Source organism: Pseudomonas tructae (genome assembly GCF_004214895.1).
Classification (GTDB): Bacteria; Pseudomonadota; Gammaproteobacteria; order Pseudomonadales; family Pseudomonadaceae; genus Aquipseudomonas; species Aquipseudomonas tructae.
On record NZ_CP035952.1, the window covers coordinates 4,575,537 to 4,591,733 of the forward strand.

At 63.3% G+C, this 16,197-nt stretch carries 16 protein-coding genes; 8 read left to right on the forward strand and 8 right to left on the reverse strand.

The features are described from left to right. Window positions 1-41 precede the first annotated feature (41 nt). From relA to EXN22_RS20980, 5 genes are all read right to left on the reverse strand, one after another. Window positions 42-2,282 (reverse strand): GTP diphosphokinase, encoded by a 2,241-nt coding sequence (gene relA / locus EXN22_RS20960; RefSeq protein ID WP_130265861.1) that lies wholly within the window; start codon window positions 2,280-2,282, stop codon window positions 42-44. Between the two features lie 99 nt (window positions 2,283-2,381). Continuing rightward, on the reverse strand, window positions 2,382-3,740 hold the full coding sequence (gene rlmD / locus EXN22_RS20965) for a 23S rRNA (uracil(1939)-C(5))-methyltransferase RlmD (protein ID WP_130265862.1): 1,359 nt from the start codon (window positions 3,738-3,740) through the stop codon (window positions 2,382-2,384). Next, window positions 3,740-4,642 carry a cysteine synthase CysM gene (gene cysM / locus EXN22_RS20970; RefSeq protein WP_130265863.1) on the reverse strand — a complete coding sequence of 301 codons (903 nt, stop codon included), beginning with the start codon at window positions 4,640-4,642 and terminating at the stop codon, window positions 3,740-3,742. Before cysM ends, rlmD begins: the two co-directional genes overlap by 1 nt. A gap of 93 nt (window positions 4,643-4,735) precedes the next feature. Continuing rightward, window positions 4,736-6,142, reverse strand: coding sequence for a sensor histidine kinase (locus EXN22_RS20975; RefSeq protein ID WP_233281658.1), 1,407 nt, complete (start codon window positions 6,140-6,142; stop codon window positions 4,736-4,738). A gap of 2 nt (window positions 6,143-6,144) precedes the next feature. Then, window positions 6,145-6,861: a response regulator transcription factor gene (locus EXN22_RS20980; RefSeq protein WP_130265864.1), complete on the reverse strand. Its 717-nt coding sequence runs from the start codon at window positions 6,859-6,861 to the stop codon at window positions 6,145-6,147. 213 nt (window positions 6,862-7,074) lie between these two features. Here EXN22_RS20980 and EXN22_RS20985 point away from each other — a divergent pair, with 213 nt between their 5' ends. The 4 genes from EXN22_RS20985 to EXN22_RS21000 all read left to right on the forward strand — a co-directional run bounded on the left by EXN22_RS20985 (window position 7,075) and on the right by EXN22_RS21000 (window position 11,764). Then, the gene (locus EXN22_RS20985; protein ID WP_130265865.1) at window positions 7,075-9,828 is read left to right on the forward strand and encodes a response regulator; all 2,754 of its coding nucleotides are present in this window, start codon (window positions 7,075-7,077) and stop codon (window positions 9,826-9,828) included. A gap of 76 nt (window positions 9,829-9,904) precedes the next feature. Beyond that, complete coding sequence (locus tag EXN22_RS20990) at window positions 9,905-10,894, forward strand: 2-hydroxyacid dehydrogenase (protein WP_130265866.1); 990 nt, start codon at window positions 9,905-9,907, stop codon at window positions 10,892-10,894. Between the two features lie 31 nt (window positions 10,895-10,925). After that, entirely contained in the window at window positions 10,926-11,363 is a 438-nt protein-coding gene (locus tag EXN22_RS20995; protein ID WP_130265867.1) for a hypothetical protein, read from the forward strand. Next, complete coding sequence (locus tag EXN22_RS21000) at window positions 11,360-11,764, forward strand: META domain-containing protein (RefSeq protein ID WP_130265868.1); 405 nt, start codon at window positions 11,360-11,362, stop codon at window positions 11,762-11,764. The genes EXN22_RS20995 and EXN22_RS21000 overlap by 4 nt, the downstream gene beginning before the upstream one ends. Before the next feature lie 27 nt (window positions 11,765-11,791). On the opposite strand, the gene EXN22_RS21005 is transcribed toward EXN22_RS21000, so the two are convergent. Beyond that, on the reverse strand, window positions 11,792-12,256 hold the full coding sequence (locus EXN22_RS21005) for a TlpA disulfide reductase family protein (RefSeq protein ID WP_130265869.1): 465 nt from the start codon (window positions 12,254-12,256) through the stop codon (window positions 11,792-11,794). 86 nt (window positions 12,257-12,342) lie between these two features. Here EXN22_RS21005 and arsC point away from each other — a divergent pair, with 86 nt between their 5' ends. Genes arsC through EXN22_RS21020 form a run of 3 tightly spaced genes read left to right on the forward strand, consistent with a single transcriptional unit; the run spans window position 12,343 to window position 13,701 of the window. Then, on the forward strand, window positions 12,343-12,696 hold the full coding sequence (gene arsC, locus EXN22_RS21010; RefSeq protein ID WP_130265870.1) for an arsenate reductase (glutaredoxin): 354 nt from the start codon (window positions 12,343-12,345) through the stop codon (window positions 12,694-12,696). Beyond that, complete coding sequence (wrbA, locus tag EXN22_RS21015) at window positions 12,693-13,298, forward strand: NAD(P)H:quinone oxidoreductase (protein WP_010220380.1); 606 nt, start codon at window positions 12,693-12,695, stop codon at window positions 13,296-13,298. The genes arsC and wrbA overlap by 4 nt, the downstream gene beginning before the upstream one ends. After that, window positions 13,291-13,701: a DUF2069 domain-containing protein gene (locus tag EXN22_RS21020; protein WP_130265871.1), complete on the forward strand. Its 411-nt coding sequence runs from the start codon at window positions 13,291-13,293 to the stop codon at window positions 13,699-13,701. Before wrbA ends, EXN22_RS21020 begins: the two co-directional genes overlap by 8 nt. Window positions 13,702-13,781: 80 nt before the next feature. On the opposite strand, the gene EXN22_RS21025 is transcribed toward EXN22_RS21020, so the two are convergent. Continuing rightward, window positions 13,782-14,453 (reverse strand): DNA-3-methyladenine glycosylase I, encoded by a 672-nt coding sequence (locus tag EXN22_RS21025; RefSeq protein ID WP_130265872.1) that lies wholly within the window; start codon window positions 14,451-14,453, stop codon window positions 13,782-13,784. A gap of 5 nt (window positions 14,454-14,458) precedes the next feature. After that, window positions 14,459-15,283, reverse strand: coding sequence for a tRNA 2-thiocytidine(32) synthetase TtcA (gene ttcA, locus EXN22_RS21030; protein ID WP_130265873.1), 825 nt, complete (start codon window positions 15,281-15,283; stop codon window positions 14,459-14,461). 267 nt (window positions 15,284-15,550) lie between these two features. Between ttcA and EXN22_RS21035 the strand changes: the two genes are divergently transcribed. Continuing rightward, entirely contained in the window at window positions 15,551-16,150 is a 600-nt protein-coding gene (locus tag EXN22_RS21035; RefSeq protein WP_130265874.1) for a Yip1 family protein, read from the forward strand. Window positions 16,151-16,197 lie beyond the last annotated feature (47 nt).

Sequence of the window (16,197 nt, forward strand, 5' to 3'; positions counted from 1 at the left end):
AGGATACCTGTGGGAGCGGAGCTTGCCCCGCGATGACGGTTTCAAGGCGTACGGTTGCGCCGCGTCTCGATGATGTTCGGCAGTTGCGAAATCCGCCCCAGCAAGCGCCCAAGGGCATCCAGGCCGGGGATCTCGATGGTCAGCGACATCAGCGCGGTGTTGTCTTCCTTGTTCGAGCGGGTGTTGACCGCCAGCACGTTGATCCGCTCGTTGAGCAGGACCTGGGAAACGTCACGCAGCAAACCCGGACGGTCGTAGGCTCGGATGATGATATCCACCGGGTAGGTCTGTACCGGCACCGGCCCCCAGCTGACCTGGATGATCCGCTCCGGCTCGCGCCCGGCCAGTTGCAGCACCGAGGCGCAGTCCTGGCGGTGGATGGTCACGCCGCGGCCCTGGGTGATGTAGCCAACGATCGCATCGCCCGGCAGCGGCTGGCAGCAACCGGCCATCTGCGTGAGCAGGTTGCCGACGCCCTGGATCTGGATGTCGCCACGCTTGCCCGGCTTGTAGCCGGTTGCCTTGCGCGGCACCAGCTCGACATGGTCGCTGCGCTCCGGCTCCACCAGTTGCTGGGCTGCGTTGACCAGGTGCGCCAGGCGCAGGTCGCCGGCCCCCAGTGAGGCAAACATGTCTTCGGCAGTGCGCAGGTTGGCTTTTTCCGCCAGGCGCTCAAAGTCGACCTGGGGCAGGCCCAGGCGATTGAGCTCACGCTCGAGCAGGGTCTTGCCGGCGGCAACGTTCTGGTCGCGGGCCTGTAGTTTGAACCAGTGGACGATCTTCGCCCGCGCCCGCGAGGTGGTGACGTAGCCAAGGTTGGAGTTCAGCCAGTCGCGGCTGGGGTTGCCGTGCTTGCTGGTGATGATCTCGACCTGCTCGCCGGTCTGCAGGCTGTAGTTGAGCGGCACGATACGACCGTTGATCTTCGCCCCGCGGCAGTTATGGCCGATCTCGGTGTGCACCCGATAGGCGAAGTCCAGCGGCGTGGCGCCCTTGGGCAGGTCGATGGCATGGCCATCGGGGGTGAACACATAGACCCGATCCGGCTCGATGTCGACCCGCAGTTGCTCGGCCAGGCCACCGATGTCGCCGAGCTCTTCGTGCCACTCCAGCACCTGGCGCAACCAGGAGATTTTCTCTTCGTAATGGTTGGAGCTGGGTTTGACGTCGGTGCCCTTGTAACGCCAGTGCGCGCAGACACCGAGTTCGGCCTCCTCGTGCATGGCGTGGGTGCGGATCTGCACTTCGAGGACCTTGCCCTCGGGACCGATCACCGCCGTGTGCAACGAGCGGTAGCCGTTCTCCTTGGGGTTGGCGATGTAGTCGTCAAATTCCTTGGGAATGTGCCGCCACAGCGTATGGACAATGCCCAGCGCGGTATAGCAGTCGCGCATCTCCGGGACCAGCACGCGCACGGCGCGTACGTCGTAGATCTGGCTGAATTCCAGGCCCTTGCGCTGCATTTTGCGCCAGATCGAGTAAATGTGCTTGGCCCGTCCGCTGATGTCGGCGTTGACCCCGGTGGCCAGCAGCTCGTTCTGCAACTGGTTCATCACATCGCCGATAAAGCGTTCGCGGTCCAGCCGGCGCTCGTGCAGGAGCTTGGCGATCTGCTTGTACTGGTCGGGCTCCAGGTAGCGAAAGGACAAGTCCTCCAGCTCCCACTTGATATGACCGATACCCAGGCGATGGGCCAGCGGCGCATAGATGTCAAAGACTTCGCGGGCAACGCGGTTGCGTTTTTCGTCGTCGGCGCCCTTGACCGCACGGATCGCGCAGGTTCGTTCGGCCAGCTTGATCAAGGCCACACGGACGTCGTCGACCATGGCCACGAGCATCTTGCGCAGGTTCTCGACTTGCGCCTGCGAGCCCAGCACCAGCGACTGCCGCGGGCTGAGGCTGGCGCTGATGGCAGCCATGCGCAGCACGCCGTCGATCAGCTTGGAGACTACCGGACCAAAACGCTGGCCGACCTCGGCCAGGGTCACCTTGCCTTCACGCACGGCGCGGTAAATGACCGCCGCGACCAACGAGTCCTGGTCGAGCTTGAGGTCGGCAAGGATTTCGGCGATTTCCAGGCCGGCCTGGAAACTCGACGTACCATCGGCCCAGGAATGCTTGGCCAGGTTGCCCTTCTTCTCGACGTCCTGGGCGAACTCGCAAGCGGCCTTGAGGGCCTCCCGGTCCAGCGCCAGGTCGACGCTCACCACATGATCCAGCCATGCTTCGAGATTGATACTGCCGTCGGTGTTGACCGGCTGGTGCACTCTCACCTGTACCATCTTTGTTTACCTTTCCCTACAGCGCATTCGCGATGCGCCTGAAATCACTGGTGCTGCCCCTGCCGGACCCAAGGTGCAGCGCCGAACGCGTCAGCCTGGCTAACCCGCTTCGAATAACGCCATGGCTTCGACATGCGCCGTCTGAGGAAACATGTCGAGAATCCCGGCACTTTTTAACCGGTAACCCTGCCTGACCAGTTCGACGGTGTCGCGGGCCAGGGTCGCCGGATTGCACGATACATAAACAAGACGTTTCGCGCCGAGGTCTGCGATTTTTCGCACAACCTCAAATGCACCATCACGCGGTGGGTCCAAGAGTACCGCAGAAAAGCCTCCTGCGGCCCAGCCCGACGCCGCCAAAGGCTGCGATAAATCGGCCTGAAAAAACTGTGTGTTATGCAAATTGTTGCTACGGGCATTGGCGGCCGCCCGCTCGACCATCGCCTGTACCCCTTCGACCGCCACCACCTCCCGCGCCTGCTGGGCCAGCGGCAGGGCAAAGTTGCCCAGGCCACAGAACAGATCGAGCACGCGCTCATCGGCCTGGGGTGCCAGCCAGGCCAGGGCCTGCTCGATCATCGCGGTGTTGACCTGGGCGTTGACCTGGACGAAGTCGCCAGGCCGGTAGGCCAGCTCGAGGCTCCAGGGTTGCAGAGCAAAACCGAGGCTCTGACCGGCAACCACCGGCAAAGGTTCACCCTCGCCTTGCAACCACAGTTGCACACCTGCCTCGCCGCAGAACGTCTCAAGGCGCGCCAGATCACCATCGCTCAGGGGTGCGGTATGGCGCAACAGCAGTGCCAACGCGGTACCGCTGAACAATTCGACGTGCCCCACCACCTGCGGTTTGCTCAGACTGCGCAACAGGGTCGGCAGATGACGCATGATCGACTGCAAGGGTTGTACCAGCACCAGGCAATCGTCGATGGCGACGATGTCCTGACTGGCTTCGGCGCGAAAGCCGACTTCAAGATTTTTTGCCTTGTTGTCCCAGCGCACCGCCACCCGCGCCCGGCGCCGATAGCCGAACTCCGGCCCGGTCAGCGGCGCTGCCCAGTGCTCGGGCTGCACGCCGGCAACCCGCTGCAACTGCTCGGCCAGCAAGCGCTGCTTGAGCGCCAGTTGCTCGGCATGGGGCAGGTGCTGCAGGTTGCAGCCGCCACAGCGGTCGAAGTGCTTGCAGGGGGCTTCGCGGCGCGCCGGGTTGGCTTTGAACACCCGCTCCAGGCGGGCCTCGACCACCTTGCCGTGGGTATTGAGTACCCGCGCTTCGACGTCTTCCTCGGCCAGTGCACCACTGACGAACCAGGTACGCCCGTCGAGAAAGGCAATGCCACGGCCGTCTCCGGCCAGGCGCTCGATGCTCAGGCGCTGTTTCTTGCCGGTGGGGATCTGGGGCGCACGAGTGCCGCCGGCCGGCTGAAAGCGCAGGCCGCTGTTACGTTTATTCTTGGACATCAGTTCACTGAATCGAAAATGCCGGTCGACAGATAACGGTCGCCACGGTCGCAAATGATCGCCACCATCACGGCGTTTTCCAGCTCGCGGGACAGGCGCAGCATCGCCGCCACTGCACCACCGGAGGACACGCCACAGAAAATGCCCTCTTCGCGGGCCAGCCGGCGGGTGGTTTCTTCGGCTTCGCTCTGGGCCATGTCGACCACACGGTCAACGCGCTCGGATTGGTAGATCTTCGGCAGGTACTCCTGCGGCCAGCGGCGAATACCGGGGATGGCCGAGCCTTCCATGGGTTGCAGGCCAACGATCTGGATCGCCGGGTTCTGCTCCTTGAGGTAGCGCGAGCAACCCATGATGGTGCCGGTGGTGCCCATGGAGCTGACGAAGTGGGTAATGGTGCCCTGGGTCTGGCGCCAGATTTCCGGGCCGGTGCTCACGTAGTGGGCTTCGGGGTTGTCACCATTGCCAAACTGGTCGAGCACCAGGCCGCGGCCTTCGGCCTGCAGGCGGTCGGCCAGGTCGCGGGCGCCTTCCATGCCCTCCTCCTTGCTGACCAGAATCAGCTCGGCGCCATAGGCGGTCATGGCCGCCTTGCGCTCGGCACTGGAGTTGTCAGGCATGATCAGGATCATCTTGTAACCCTTGATCGCCGCCGCCATGGCCAACGCAATGCCGGTATTGCCCGAGGTCGCCTCGATCAGGGTATCGCCCGGCTTGATCTGCCCACGCAGTTCGGCGCGGGTGATCATCGACAGCGCCGGCCGGTCCTTGACCGAGCCTGCCGGGTTGTTGCCTTCGAGCTTGAGCAGGAGAGTATTGCTGGTGTCACCGGCAATGCGCTGCAGGCGGACCAGAGGCGTGTTGCCGACGCAATCGGCGATGGTTGGGTACTGCAAGGTCATGGCGTATTCGCAATCCAGACTGCGGGGGCGCCTATCATACCGGCAAACGGGATTTGCCCATATCACGCAATGTGTTGGGCTTATAGCCACAAGCTATAAGCAAGGATTGGGGGTGGATGTTCCGACCCTATCGCGGGGCAAGCCCGCTCCTACGTTAGGTGAGCATGCACTCAGGACCATATTCAGCCGCAGGCCATGACCAGTGTTCTGCGCCCATAACCGCCCGCCCTGGCGGACGATGGCATTGCGGGCAATGCTCAGGCCCAGGCCGAAACCACCGTCTCCCGGCCGCGACCCGTCAAGGCGGGTGAAGGGAGCAAAGATTCGCTCAAGCTCAGCTTCAGCCACCCCGCCGCCCTGGTCTTCCAGCCAGATCAACCAGTCATCGCCCTGGCGCCGCCCATCCAGGCGGATCACGCCACCGGCTGGCGAATGACGGATGGCATTGCGCAAGATGTTCTCCAGGGCCTGGGCCAAGCTGTTGAGGTTGCCCTGCACCCAACAGGAGGCGTCCAGCACGCAATTCAACTGCGCGGGCTGCCAGGCACTTTCATAGCAGGCATCTTCGGCCAGCATCTCCCACAGGGCCTGAACCTGGATCGGTTCCTTGCTCAGGGGCGCCCGCTCGGTGTCGAGCCAGGCCAATTGCAGCGCGTCCTCGACCAGACGCTGCATGCAATCGATCTCCCGGCCCAGGCGTTCGCGCAGTTGCTCGGTATCAGCCTCACTGTCGCACGCCACGCGCAAGCGGCTCAACGGCGTGCGCAGCTCATGGGAGAGGTCGCGCAACAACTGTTGCTGCAGGGCCACGGTGCCCTGCAGGCGTTCGGCCATGTCATCGAAGGCGCGGCCTAGCTCACCCAGTTCGTCCTGGCGGCTGGTGGTGCTGCTGGAGACCCGTGCCGAGAGCTGGTCAGCGCGCCAGGCATTGGCCTGCTCGCGCAGCTGGATCAACGGCACGATCAGCATGCGATAGAGGCCGACACACAGCAGCAAGGTAAACAGCCCCGGAATGATGCCATTGGTCACTACCCGCCACAGTACCCGGTACTGCCCCGGCGCCAGGCGCTGCGGCAGTTCCATGACCAGGGTGCCCAGTTGTGGTTGCTGCGGGAACGGCAGGCGCATCCACGGCATGCCGATCGTACGTGGGCTCACCGGCCAGTCGATGCCGCGCAAAAAAGTCAGGCGCCGGCTTTGCGCCTCGTTCAGTGGCGTGCCGCTCAAGGACTGCAGGTCCGGGCCGACCACCCCGACCCAACCGGATTCTTTCTGGCGCACCCCATTCAACCAGGCGTCGATACCGGCCTGGCCGCCTTGCAACCAGGCCTGCTCGGCTTCACCGGCATAGGCTTGCAACGTGCTTTTGGCCTGCTCGGAGAGGAAGGCATTCTGCGTGTCCATGTGCCGGCCCCAGGTCCAGCTCAGGCCGATCATCAACAGGCAGAAGCCCACCAGCAGGATGGCCAGTTTCCAGAACAACGAATGACGGTTGGGCATTTTCAGCTGACCTCAGCGCTGCTGAGCACATAACCCTTGCCCCACACTGTCCGCACTTCGCGCTCCAGATAGCCGATGGCCTTGAGCTTGCGGCGGATCTGGCTGACGTGCATGTCCAGGCTGCGGTCATGGCGGGAATAACCGCGCTGCAACACCTGTTGGTAGAGGAAGGCCTTGCTCAACACTTCTTCATCACTGCGCTGCAGGGTGTCGAGCAGGCGGTACTCGCTCAGGGTCAGGCCCGCCCACTGCTCGGCGTAACACACATCATTGGCCTCTTCATCGAAGCGCAACTGGCTGGGCAACACTGGGTTGGGTTGCTGATGGCGCCGTTCCAGTGCCACCCGCCGCAGGATCGCTTCAATGCGTACTTGCAGCTCGACCATGCTGAACGGTTTGGGCAAATAGTCGTCGGCGCCGCGCTGGAACCCGCTGATACGGTCAGCCTCGGCGCCCAGGGCCGACATCAGGATCACCGGCGTCGACCTGCTCTGGCGCAGCTGCGCGAGCACCTCCAGGCCGCCCAGGCCAGGCAGCAGGATGTCCATCAGCACCACATCGAAGCAGCTGTTTTGCGCAACCTGCAGGCCGTCGCGGCCATTCTGGCACCAGGTGACCTTGCAGCCGCCGCGCTGCAGTTCTTCACGCAGGTAGGCACCGAGGACCGGATCGTCCTCGATGGCGAGGATGTTGGAGGTGCTAATGGATACAGGAGTCATTGGCCGATGCTAGCAATTCTCAATCACGCGATTATTGGGCATTCACCGAATACAGGCAACCAGCGCACGACCAAAGCCCGGGGTGAACCGGGTAATCGACAAAAGCAGATACAAATGAGTGCATTACGCGAGTAGGCGCGGTACTTTTCCGACTTGGTCCGTCAGCAGGAGCTGACGGGGGCTTACAGCGCTTACCGGGCACAGGAGAGTGGCGTGCTGAATAGATTGGGGATCAGAAGCCGCGTGCTGTTGCTCGCCTTGTTGCCGGCCGGCCTGATGGCGCTGGTGCTGGGCGGCTATTTCACCTGGCTGCAGCAGAACGAGCTGCAGACCCAACTGCTGCAACGCGGCAAGATGATTGCCGAGCAACTGGCACCGCTGGTGGCACCAGCCTTGGCGCGGCACGACCCGGCGCAACTGGAACGCATCGCCGCCCAGGCCCTGGAACAATCCGACGTACGCGCAGTAGCTTTCCTCGGCCCCGATCGCAATGCCCTGGCCCATGCCGGCCCGAGCATGCTCAACCAGGCGCCCACCGGTGGTGGCACGCAATTGCTGCAGCGCACCGGTAATGACGCCACCCGCTATCTGTTGCCGGTTTTCGGCCGCCACCGCGACCTGGCCGGCGAACTGATCCCCGGCGAAGCCGACCGCCTGCTCGGCTGGGTGGAAATCGAACTGTCCCACGACGGCACCCTGCTGCGCGGCTACCGCAGCCTGTTCACCAGCCTGCTGTTGATCCTTGTGGGTCTGGCCGCCACCGCCCTGCTGGCCATGCGCATGAGCCGCACGATAAATGGCCCGATCGGCCAGATCAAATATGCGGTCAACCAGTTGAAAGATGGCAATCTCGAGGAACGCCTGCCGGCCATGGGCAGCTACGAGCTCGATGAACTGGCCGCGGGAATCAACCGCATGGCCGAAACCCTGCACAACGCCCATGAGGAACTGCAGCACAGCATCGACCAGGCCACCGAAGATGTGCGCCAGAACCTGGAAACCATCGAGATCCAGAACATCGAGCTGGACATGGCGCGCAAGGAGGCTCTGGAAGCCAGCCGGATCAAGTCCGAGTTCCTCGCCAACATGAGCCATGAGATCCGTACCCCGCTCAATGGCATCCTCGGTTTCACCCATTTGTTGCAGAAGAGCGAACTGACCCCGCGCCAGCTCGACTACCTGGGCACCATCGAGAAATCCGCCGGCAGCTTGCTGGGGATCATCAACGAGATCCTCGACTTCTCCAAGATCGAGGCCGGAAAACTGGTGCTCGACAGCATCCCGTTCAATCTGCGCGACCTGATTCAGGACACCCTGACCATCCTCGCCCCGGCCGCCCACGCCAAACAGCTGGAACTGGTCAGCCTGGTGTATCGCGACACGCCGCTGTCGCTGGTCGGCGATCCGCTGCGACTCAAGCAGATACTCACCAATCTGGTGAGCAATGCCATCAAGTTCACCCGCGAAGGCACCATCGTCGCCCGCGCCATGCTCGAAGAAGAACGCGAAGACAGCGTGCAGTTGCGCATCAGCGTCCAGGACACCGGCATCGGCTTGTCCACCCAGGACGTGCGCGCGCTGTTCCAGGCTTTCAGCCAGGCTGATAACTCGCTGTCGCGCCAACCCGGCGGCACAGGCCTGGGCCTGGTGATCTCCAAGCGTCTGATCGAACAGATGGGCGGCGAGATCGGCGTTGACAGCACGCCAGGCGAAGGTTCGCAGTTCTGGATCAGCCTGAGCCTGCCCAAGGCCCGTGACGACGCCGAAGACCTGCCACTGCAGCCCTTGGTCGGGCGCCGGGTGGCCATTGTCGACAGCCATGAGCTGGCGCGTCAGGCACTGGAGCATCAACTGGAGGACTGCGGTCTGAGCGTCAGCCTGTTCAGCACCCTGGACCAACTGCTGCAGGCGGTCGAAGCCGCCATCCTGGCCGGGCAACCCTTCGAGCTGGCGGTGCTGGGGATAAGCCTCGACGACCTCTCGCCCGAACGCCTGGGCCAGTACATCCAGCAACTGGAACGCCTCGCCTGCCAGCCGCTGGTCCTCTGCCCGACCACCGAACAGGCGCTGTACCACCCTTACCTGCCCAATGGCCACAGCCAGTTGCAGGCCAAACCCGCCTGCACCCGCAAGCTGCGCCGGGCACTGGTCGAGATGGTCCAGCCACGGCGCCCGGGCAGCGACAGCAAACCGGTGTCCGACCAGCCCTTGCCCAAAGTGCTGTGCGTCGATGACAACCCGGCCAATCTACTGCTGGTGCAGACGCTGCTGGAGGACCTGGGGGCCGAAGTGCTAGCGGTCGACAGCGGTTATGCGGCCGTTCAAGCCGTGCAGGACGAGCGCTTTGACCTGGTGCTGATGGACGTGCAGATGCCTGGCATGGACGGGCGCGAATGTACCGAGCAGATTCGCCGCTGGGAAACCAGCCAGAGCGGCGCAGCCTTGCCGATCGTTGCCCTGACCGCCCACGCCATGGCCAACGAAAAACGGGCCTTGCTGCACAGTGGCATGGACGACTACCTGACCAAACCGATCAGCGAACGCCAACTGGCCCAGGTGGTACTCAAGTGGACCGGCCTGGCCCTCGGCGCACCGCGCCCGGAGCGGCCACTGGAGCGAGCGCCCGAGAGCATTGAACTCAAGGTGCTGGACCCCGAAGAAGGCCTGCGCCTGGCCGCTGGCAAACCGGACCTGGCCGCCGACATGCTGGCCATGCTGCTGGCTTCGCTGGAGTCCGACCGCGAGGCAATCCGGGTAGCCCGCGAGGCCGCCGACCGCAATGCCATGATCGAGCGCGTGCACCGGCTCAATGGCGCCTCGCGCTACTGCGGGGTGCCCCAGTTGCGCGCCGCCTGCCAACGCAGTGAAACCTTGCTCAAGCAGGATGACCCACAGGCGCCGCAAGCCCTGGACGAACTGGATCGGGCCATCACCCGGCTGACGGCCCAGGCGCGCATGAGCGCCTGAGCCCTGGCTGACTTGAAGCAAGGCTAGATCCTTGCCCATTGGTTAAACTTTCAGGCAAAGCTTTCAGGACGATCCTATGCGCGTATTGTTTTTCAGCAGCCAGACCTACGACCAGGACAGTTTCACCCAGGCCACTGCCGCGCCAGGGCTTGAGCTGCACTTCCAGCCCGCGCGCCTGACTGAAGACACCGCAGCGTTGGCCGCTGGCCATGAAGTGGTCTGCGCCTTCATCAACGACGATCTCGGCGCTAGCGTGCTGCAATGCCTGGCGGCCGCCGGCACACGCCTGATTGCCCTGCGCTCGGCCGGCTACAACCATGTCGACCTGGCTGCAGCCAAACGCCTGGGCCTGGCCGTGGTGCGGGTACCCGCCTACTCGCCCCATGCTGTGGCCGAACATGCAGTGGCGCTGATTCTGGCGCTCAACCGACGCCTGCACCGGGCCTACAACCGCACCCGCGAAGGCGACTTCACCCTGCACGGGCTGACCGGCTTCGACCTGTACGGCAAGACCGTTGGCGTGGTCGGCACCGGGCAGATCGGCGCGGCGTTCGCCCGGATCATGGCCGGTTTCGGTTGCCAACTGCTGGCCTATGACCCCTACCCCAACCCCGAATTGCTGGCCTTGGGCGCGCGTTACCTGAGCCTGCCGCAGCTACTGCGCCAGGCCCAGGTCATCAGCCTGCATTGCCCGTTGAACGACGCTACCCGTCACCTGATCAATGCCCGGACCCTGGCCGACCTTACCCCCGGGGCGATGCTGATCAATACCGGACGTGGCGCCCTGGTCGACACCCCGGCGCTGATCGAGGCCCTGAAAAGCGGCCAGCTCGGCTACCTGGGGCTGGATGTCTACGAGGAGGAAGCCCAGCTGTTCTTCGAGGACCGCTCCGACCAGCCCTTGCAGGACGACGTGCTGGCGCGGTTGCTGACCTTCCCCAACGTCATCGTCACCGCCCACCAGGCCTTCCTCACCCGCGAAGCGCTGGCCGCCATTGCCGCCACCACCCTGGACAACATTACCCGCTGGGCGGCAGGCAATGCGCAGAACTTGGTCGAAGGTTGATGCTAGGATACGCGGCAGATTTGGAGGACCCATGGTCGAACACGATTTCCGCTACACCTTGTTTAATCCGCAACACACCCTGATCGAGTGCCGCGCCCTGGTGCCGGGCCGTTATCAAGTGACCGGCAACGGTGGCTCGATCCAGAAGAGCGACGTTCTGCTGGTGACCCTCAAGGGCAGCAAGGATTTGTCCATGCGCCTGACGGTGGAGTCCGTGCGCCACCTGATCAACCCGACCGGCCAATGGGTCGCAGTGGCCAGCGGCCCGGTATTCGGCGAACTGGCGATCCACACCTGGGAGGTCAACTGCGACAGCTGCCAGGCGAGCCTGAACTTCGAGTTCGCGGTCGACGCCAAGCTGGGCAAAAAGGCTCAACAGCCGGCCGCCAGCGCACGCATCGCCGACCTGGGCTGGATCAGCCGCGCCGACAAGCACCTGTGCCCGAAATGCAAGGAGACGGCCCAGTGAAAACGCTGTTGCTCTGGGCCCTGATCGGCACGACGCTGCTCGGTTGCGCCGCCGAGCCAATGAAGCTGGAACAGGAACGCAGCTATCTGCTGGAGTGGATTGGCGAGCGGCCGCTGATGGACTACAGCCATCTGACCCTGACCCTGGCCAGCGACGGCCGCGCTTATGGCAATGCTGGCTGCAACCATTGGTTCGCGCCTTATCAGCTAGAAGGCGACAAGCTGACCTTCGGTAAGGTCGGCAGCACCCGCAAGCTGTGCGCACCGGCACTGATGGAGCAGGAGAAACGCTTCCTCCAGGCCCTGGAAACCGTGCAGCGCTGGGACATCTCGCCGATCGAGCAGGTGCGCTTCTGGCCGGCCGAGGGCAAACCGCTACGTTTCTGGCCTGAAGAAGGCTGAAATGCCCCGCGATGAAAGCACCAGAAATCAAGCGCCCTTGAGCGCCTTGATCTTCGCGTTCAAACCCTCAAGCGTCTGCTCGCCCATCAGTTGCTCACGTACCTTGCCCTTGTCATCGATGATGTAGGTCACCGGCAAGGCTTCGCTGCGCGGCAGTTCGTAACGCTCGGCCGGATCGCTGGCCAGTACCGTGAAGCCGATGCCCAGCGCTTCGCTGGCCTTTTTCAGTTCTTCGCCCTGCAAGCCGTCGAAGTTCACCCCCAGCACCTGCACGCCCTGCCCCTGCCACTGCTTGGCAGCCGCGTTGAGTTCGGGAATCTCTATACGGCACGGGCCGCACCATTCCGCCCAGTAGTTGAGCACCAGCCAGTGCCCTTCAATCTGCTCGGCTTTCACTGCCTGACCGTGCTGGTCCAGGCCGTAATCTGCACCGCAACCGCCGAGCAACAGGCTCGCGGTGATGGCCAGTGCTGCTGCCAAACGCCTTGTCATGGGTCAATCCTTCTCGAAGATTCAAGCAAAATGCGAAGTCGCTGCGGTTAGAATAGCCGCCACACCCTGCTGGATGCGACCCGAACATGACCGACCTGACCCTGTATCACAATCCACGCTGCTCCAAATCCCGTGGCGCCCTCGAACTGCTCGAGGCTCGCGGCCTGGCCCCGAGCGTGGTGCGCTACCTGGAAACCCCGCCGACGGCCGTTGAGCTCAAGGCCTTGCTCGGCAAGCTGAACATCAGCGCGCGCCAGTTGCTGCGCAGCGGTGAAGACGAGTACAAGACGCTCAACCTGGCCGACACCAACCTCAGCGAAGCGCAGTTGATCGACGCCATGGTCCAGCACCCCAAGCTGATCGAACGGCCGATCCTGATCGCGGGCGACAAAGCCGTGATTGGCCGGCCACCGGAGAAGGTCCTGGAGATCCTGCCGTGAGCGCGCCGTATATCCTGATCCTGTTCTACAGCCGCCACGGCTCGACCAGCGAGATGGCCCGGCAAATTGCCCGCGGCGTCGAGATGGCCGGGCTGGAAGCGCGCATCCGCACGGTACCTGCGATCTCCACCGAGTGCGAAGCGGTGGCCCCCGACATCCCGGAAACCGGCGCGCTGTATGCCACCCTGGACGACCTGCGCCATTGCTCGGGCCTGGCCCTGGGCAGCCCGACGCGCTTTGGCAACATGGCCGCCCCGCTCAAGTACTTCATCGACGGCACCAGCAGCCTGTGGTTGAGCGGCGGCCTGGTCGGCAAGCCAGCGGCGGCATTCACCTCCACCGCCAGCCTGCACGGTGGCCAGGAGTCGACCCTGCTGTCGATGCTGCTGCCGCTGATGCACCACGGCATGCTGATCATGGGCCTGCCCTACAGCGAGTCGGCGCTACTGGAAACCCGTGGCGGCGGCACACCGTATGGCGCCAGCCACCATGCCGGCGCCGATGGCAAACGCGACCTGGATGCCGATGAGATCGCCCTGTGCCGCGCCCTCGGCCAGCGCCTGGCGAGCACGGCCAAACTGCTGGAGAACGGCCGTGGCTAAAAAGCCCAAGGTACTGCCCTCGATCGATTGGTTGATGCCACGCTTGCGCCTGGCCCGGGCACTGAGCCTGGCGAGCTTTTTCGGCCTGGTCGCCTTGCTGACCCTCAACAACCTGCTGTTCGCCGACCTGCACGGTGCACGGGTCGGGGTGATCCTGGCGATCGAGTTGGTGCCGCTGGCGCTGCTGCTACCGGGCATGCTGCTGGGTAATGCCCGCGCTCATGCCTGGGCCTGTTTTGTGGTCAACCTGTACTTCATCAAGGGCGTGCTGGCCGCGTTCGACCCGGCGCGGGCGCTGTTCGGCTGGCTGGAAGTGGCGATTAGCCTGGCGCTGTTCGTCAGTGCGCTGCTGTACGTGCGCTGGCGCTTTCAGTATGAGCGGCGGATGGCGGGGGAAGGTTGATGTAATTTTATCGCGGGGCAAGCCCGCTCCCACAGGTTCAATGAAATCTTGTGGGAGCGGGCTTGCCCCGCGATAAATACTCAATGATTGACGGTATGCGCCAGCATCACCGACAGCTGGCACAGCGGCCGCCCACTCTCGGCATGCCACTGGTTGAAGGCGTCCTGCACCAGCGCCAGGTCACGCTGGCTGGTCGGCGGCTTGTCGATGATGTTCTGAGCAATCAGGGCCGCAGCCATGTCATCGGTAGGGATGAAGGTGTCCTTGCCGCACATGCGCAAGAAGCGCGGCGCCGACAGCCCGCCCAACTGGTTGCCGTGCTTGGCCAGATACTTCCACAGGCCGACGATATCGGTCACCGGCCAGTCGGCGATGAACGCACCGAAACTGCCGTGTTGCTTCTCGATATCGAGGATCATCTGTGCGTTGCGCGGCACGCTCTTGAGCTTGCCCAGGTGGCGGATGATCCGCGTGTCCTGCATCAGTCGCTCCAGGTGCTCGGCGCCCATCAGCACGACCTTGTCCGGGTCGAAGCCGAAGAACACCTGCTCGAAGGCCGGCCATTTGGCGTCCACCAGGCTGTGTTTCAAACCAGCGCGAAATACGCGCAGGGCCAGGGTCGACAAGTATCGGTCGGCGCTGGTCGCGCGCAGTTGCTCGGGGCTTCTGGCCTGGGGCAGGAAGGCCTCCAGGGCCGCCGCCGAGCCGAAGCGATTCAGGCAGAACTCATACAGCCATTGGTAGTCACGCATGGCCGTCAGATGTTCAGTACGTCGACAAAACGCGGGGTGGCCGTCTCGTCGATCTTCAGGCTGGTGAAATCGAACAGGTTGCGGTCAGCCAGTTGCGACGGCACCACGTTCTGCAGGCCACGGAAGATGTTCTCGGTGCGCCCTGGAGTCTTGCGCTCCCACTCCACCAACATGTCCTTGACCACCTGGCGCTGCAGGTTTTCCTGGGAGCCGCAGAGGTTGCACGGGATGATCGGGAATTCGCGCATGTCCGAGTAGGCCTGGATGTCCTTCTCGCTGCAATAGGCCAGCGGACGGATCACCACATTGCGCCCGTCGTCAGCCCGCAGTTTGGGTGGCATGGCCTTGAGGGTGCCGTTGAAGAACATGTTGAGAAAGAAGGTCTCGACGATGTCGTCGCGGTGGTGCCCCAGGGCCATCTTGGTCGCGCCGATCTCGTCGGCGAAGGTGTACAGGGTGCCGCGACGCAGGCGCGAACATAGCGAGCAGGTGGTTTTGCCTTCCGGGATCAATTCCTTGACCACCGAATAGGTGTCCTTCTCGACGATGTGATACTCGACGCCGAGGGCTTTCAGGTAGGCCGGCAGCACGTGCTCGGGGAAGCCTGGCTGCTTCTGGTCCATGTTCACCGCGACGATGTCGAACTTGATCGGCGCCACTTTCTGCAGGTGCAGCAGAACATCGAGCATGGTGTAGCTGTCTTTGCCGCCGGACAGGCAGACCATGACCTTGTCACCGTCTTCGATCATGTTGAAGTCGGTGATGGCTTCGCCGGCGAGACGACGCAGGCGTTTTTGCAGTTTGTTCTGGTTGACCGAAAGGGTGCCCATAGCGCTTGAAATCCGCGAGGTGTGACAAAAGCCGAGCATTTTACCCTTAAACCGCCAGCGGGCGTAGGCCAATCCGATAAAGACTGCATTGTGATTAAGCACGGCCCTGACAGCGCGATTTGCTCTAAAAAGCCGGCTTTATGCGGCGAACGCCTTCCTATACTGCGACATAAGGCCACACAAAGGTGACCTCCAACCTCTGGCCCAGACTTGGGGCCGCAAGCGCTCCGCTGGGGGGCGATGGCAACAACGACAGGAGTGACCGGCATGATCCATCACGTTGTTGGGCTGTTTACCCATCCCGATCAGGAATGGAAAGAAATACGCGGTGAAGAAGAAAGCATCAGCCACATGTACCTGACCCACACTCTGATTCTCGCCGCGATCCCGGCGGTTTCGGCGTTCATCGGCACCACCCAGGTCGGCTGGGTCATCGGCGATCGCGCTCCGGTCATGCTGACCCAGGAAAGCGCGCTATGGATGACCATCATGTCCTACCTGGCCATGCTCGGCGGCGTGGCGGTCATGGGCGCATTCATCCACTGGATGGCCCGCACCTACGACGCCAACCCGAGCCTGGCACGCTGCATTGCCTTTGCCACCTATACCGCAACACCGCTGTTCGTGGGCGGCCTGGCGGCCCTGTACCCGCACCTGTGGCTGGGCATGATCATCGGTACGGCAGCAGTGTGCTACACGGTGTACCTGCTGTATGTCGGCTTGCCGACCTTTATGAACATTCCGTCCGATGAGGGGTTCCTGTTCTCAAGTTCAGTACTGGCGGTAGGGCTGGTGGTGCTGGTCGCCATCATGGCCTTCACCGTAATTGTTTGGGGACTGGGCGTGGGGCCCGTCTACACCAGCTAGCGCAACCTATTAGAATCGTCTGCAACATAGGTGCAACACCTTCAGGC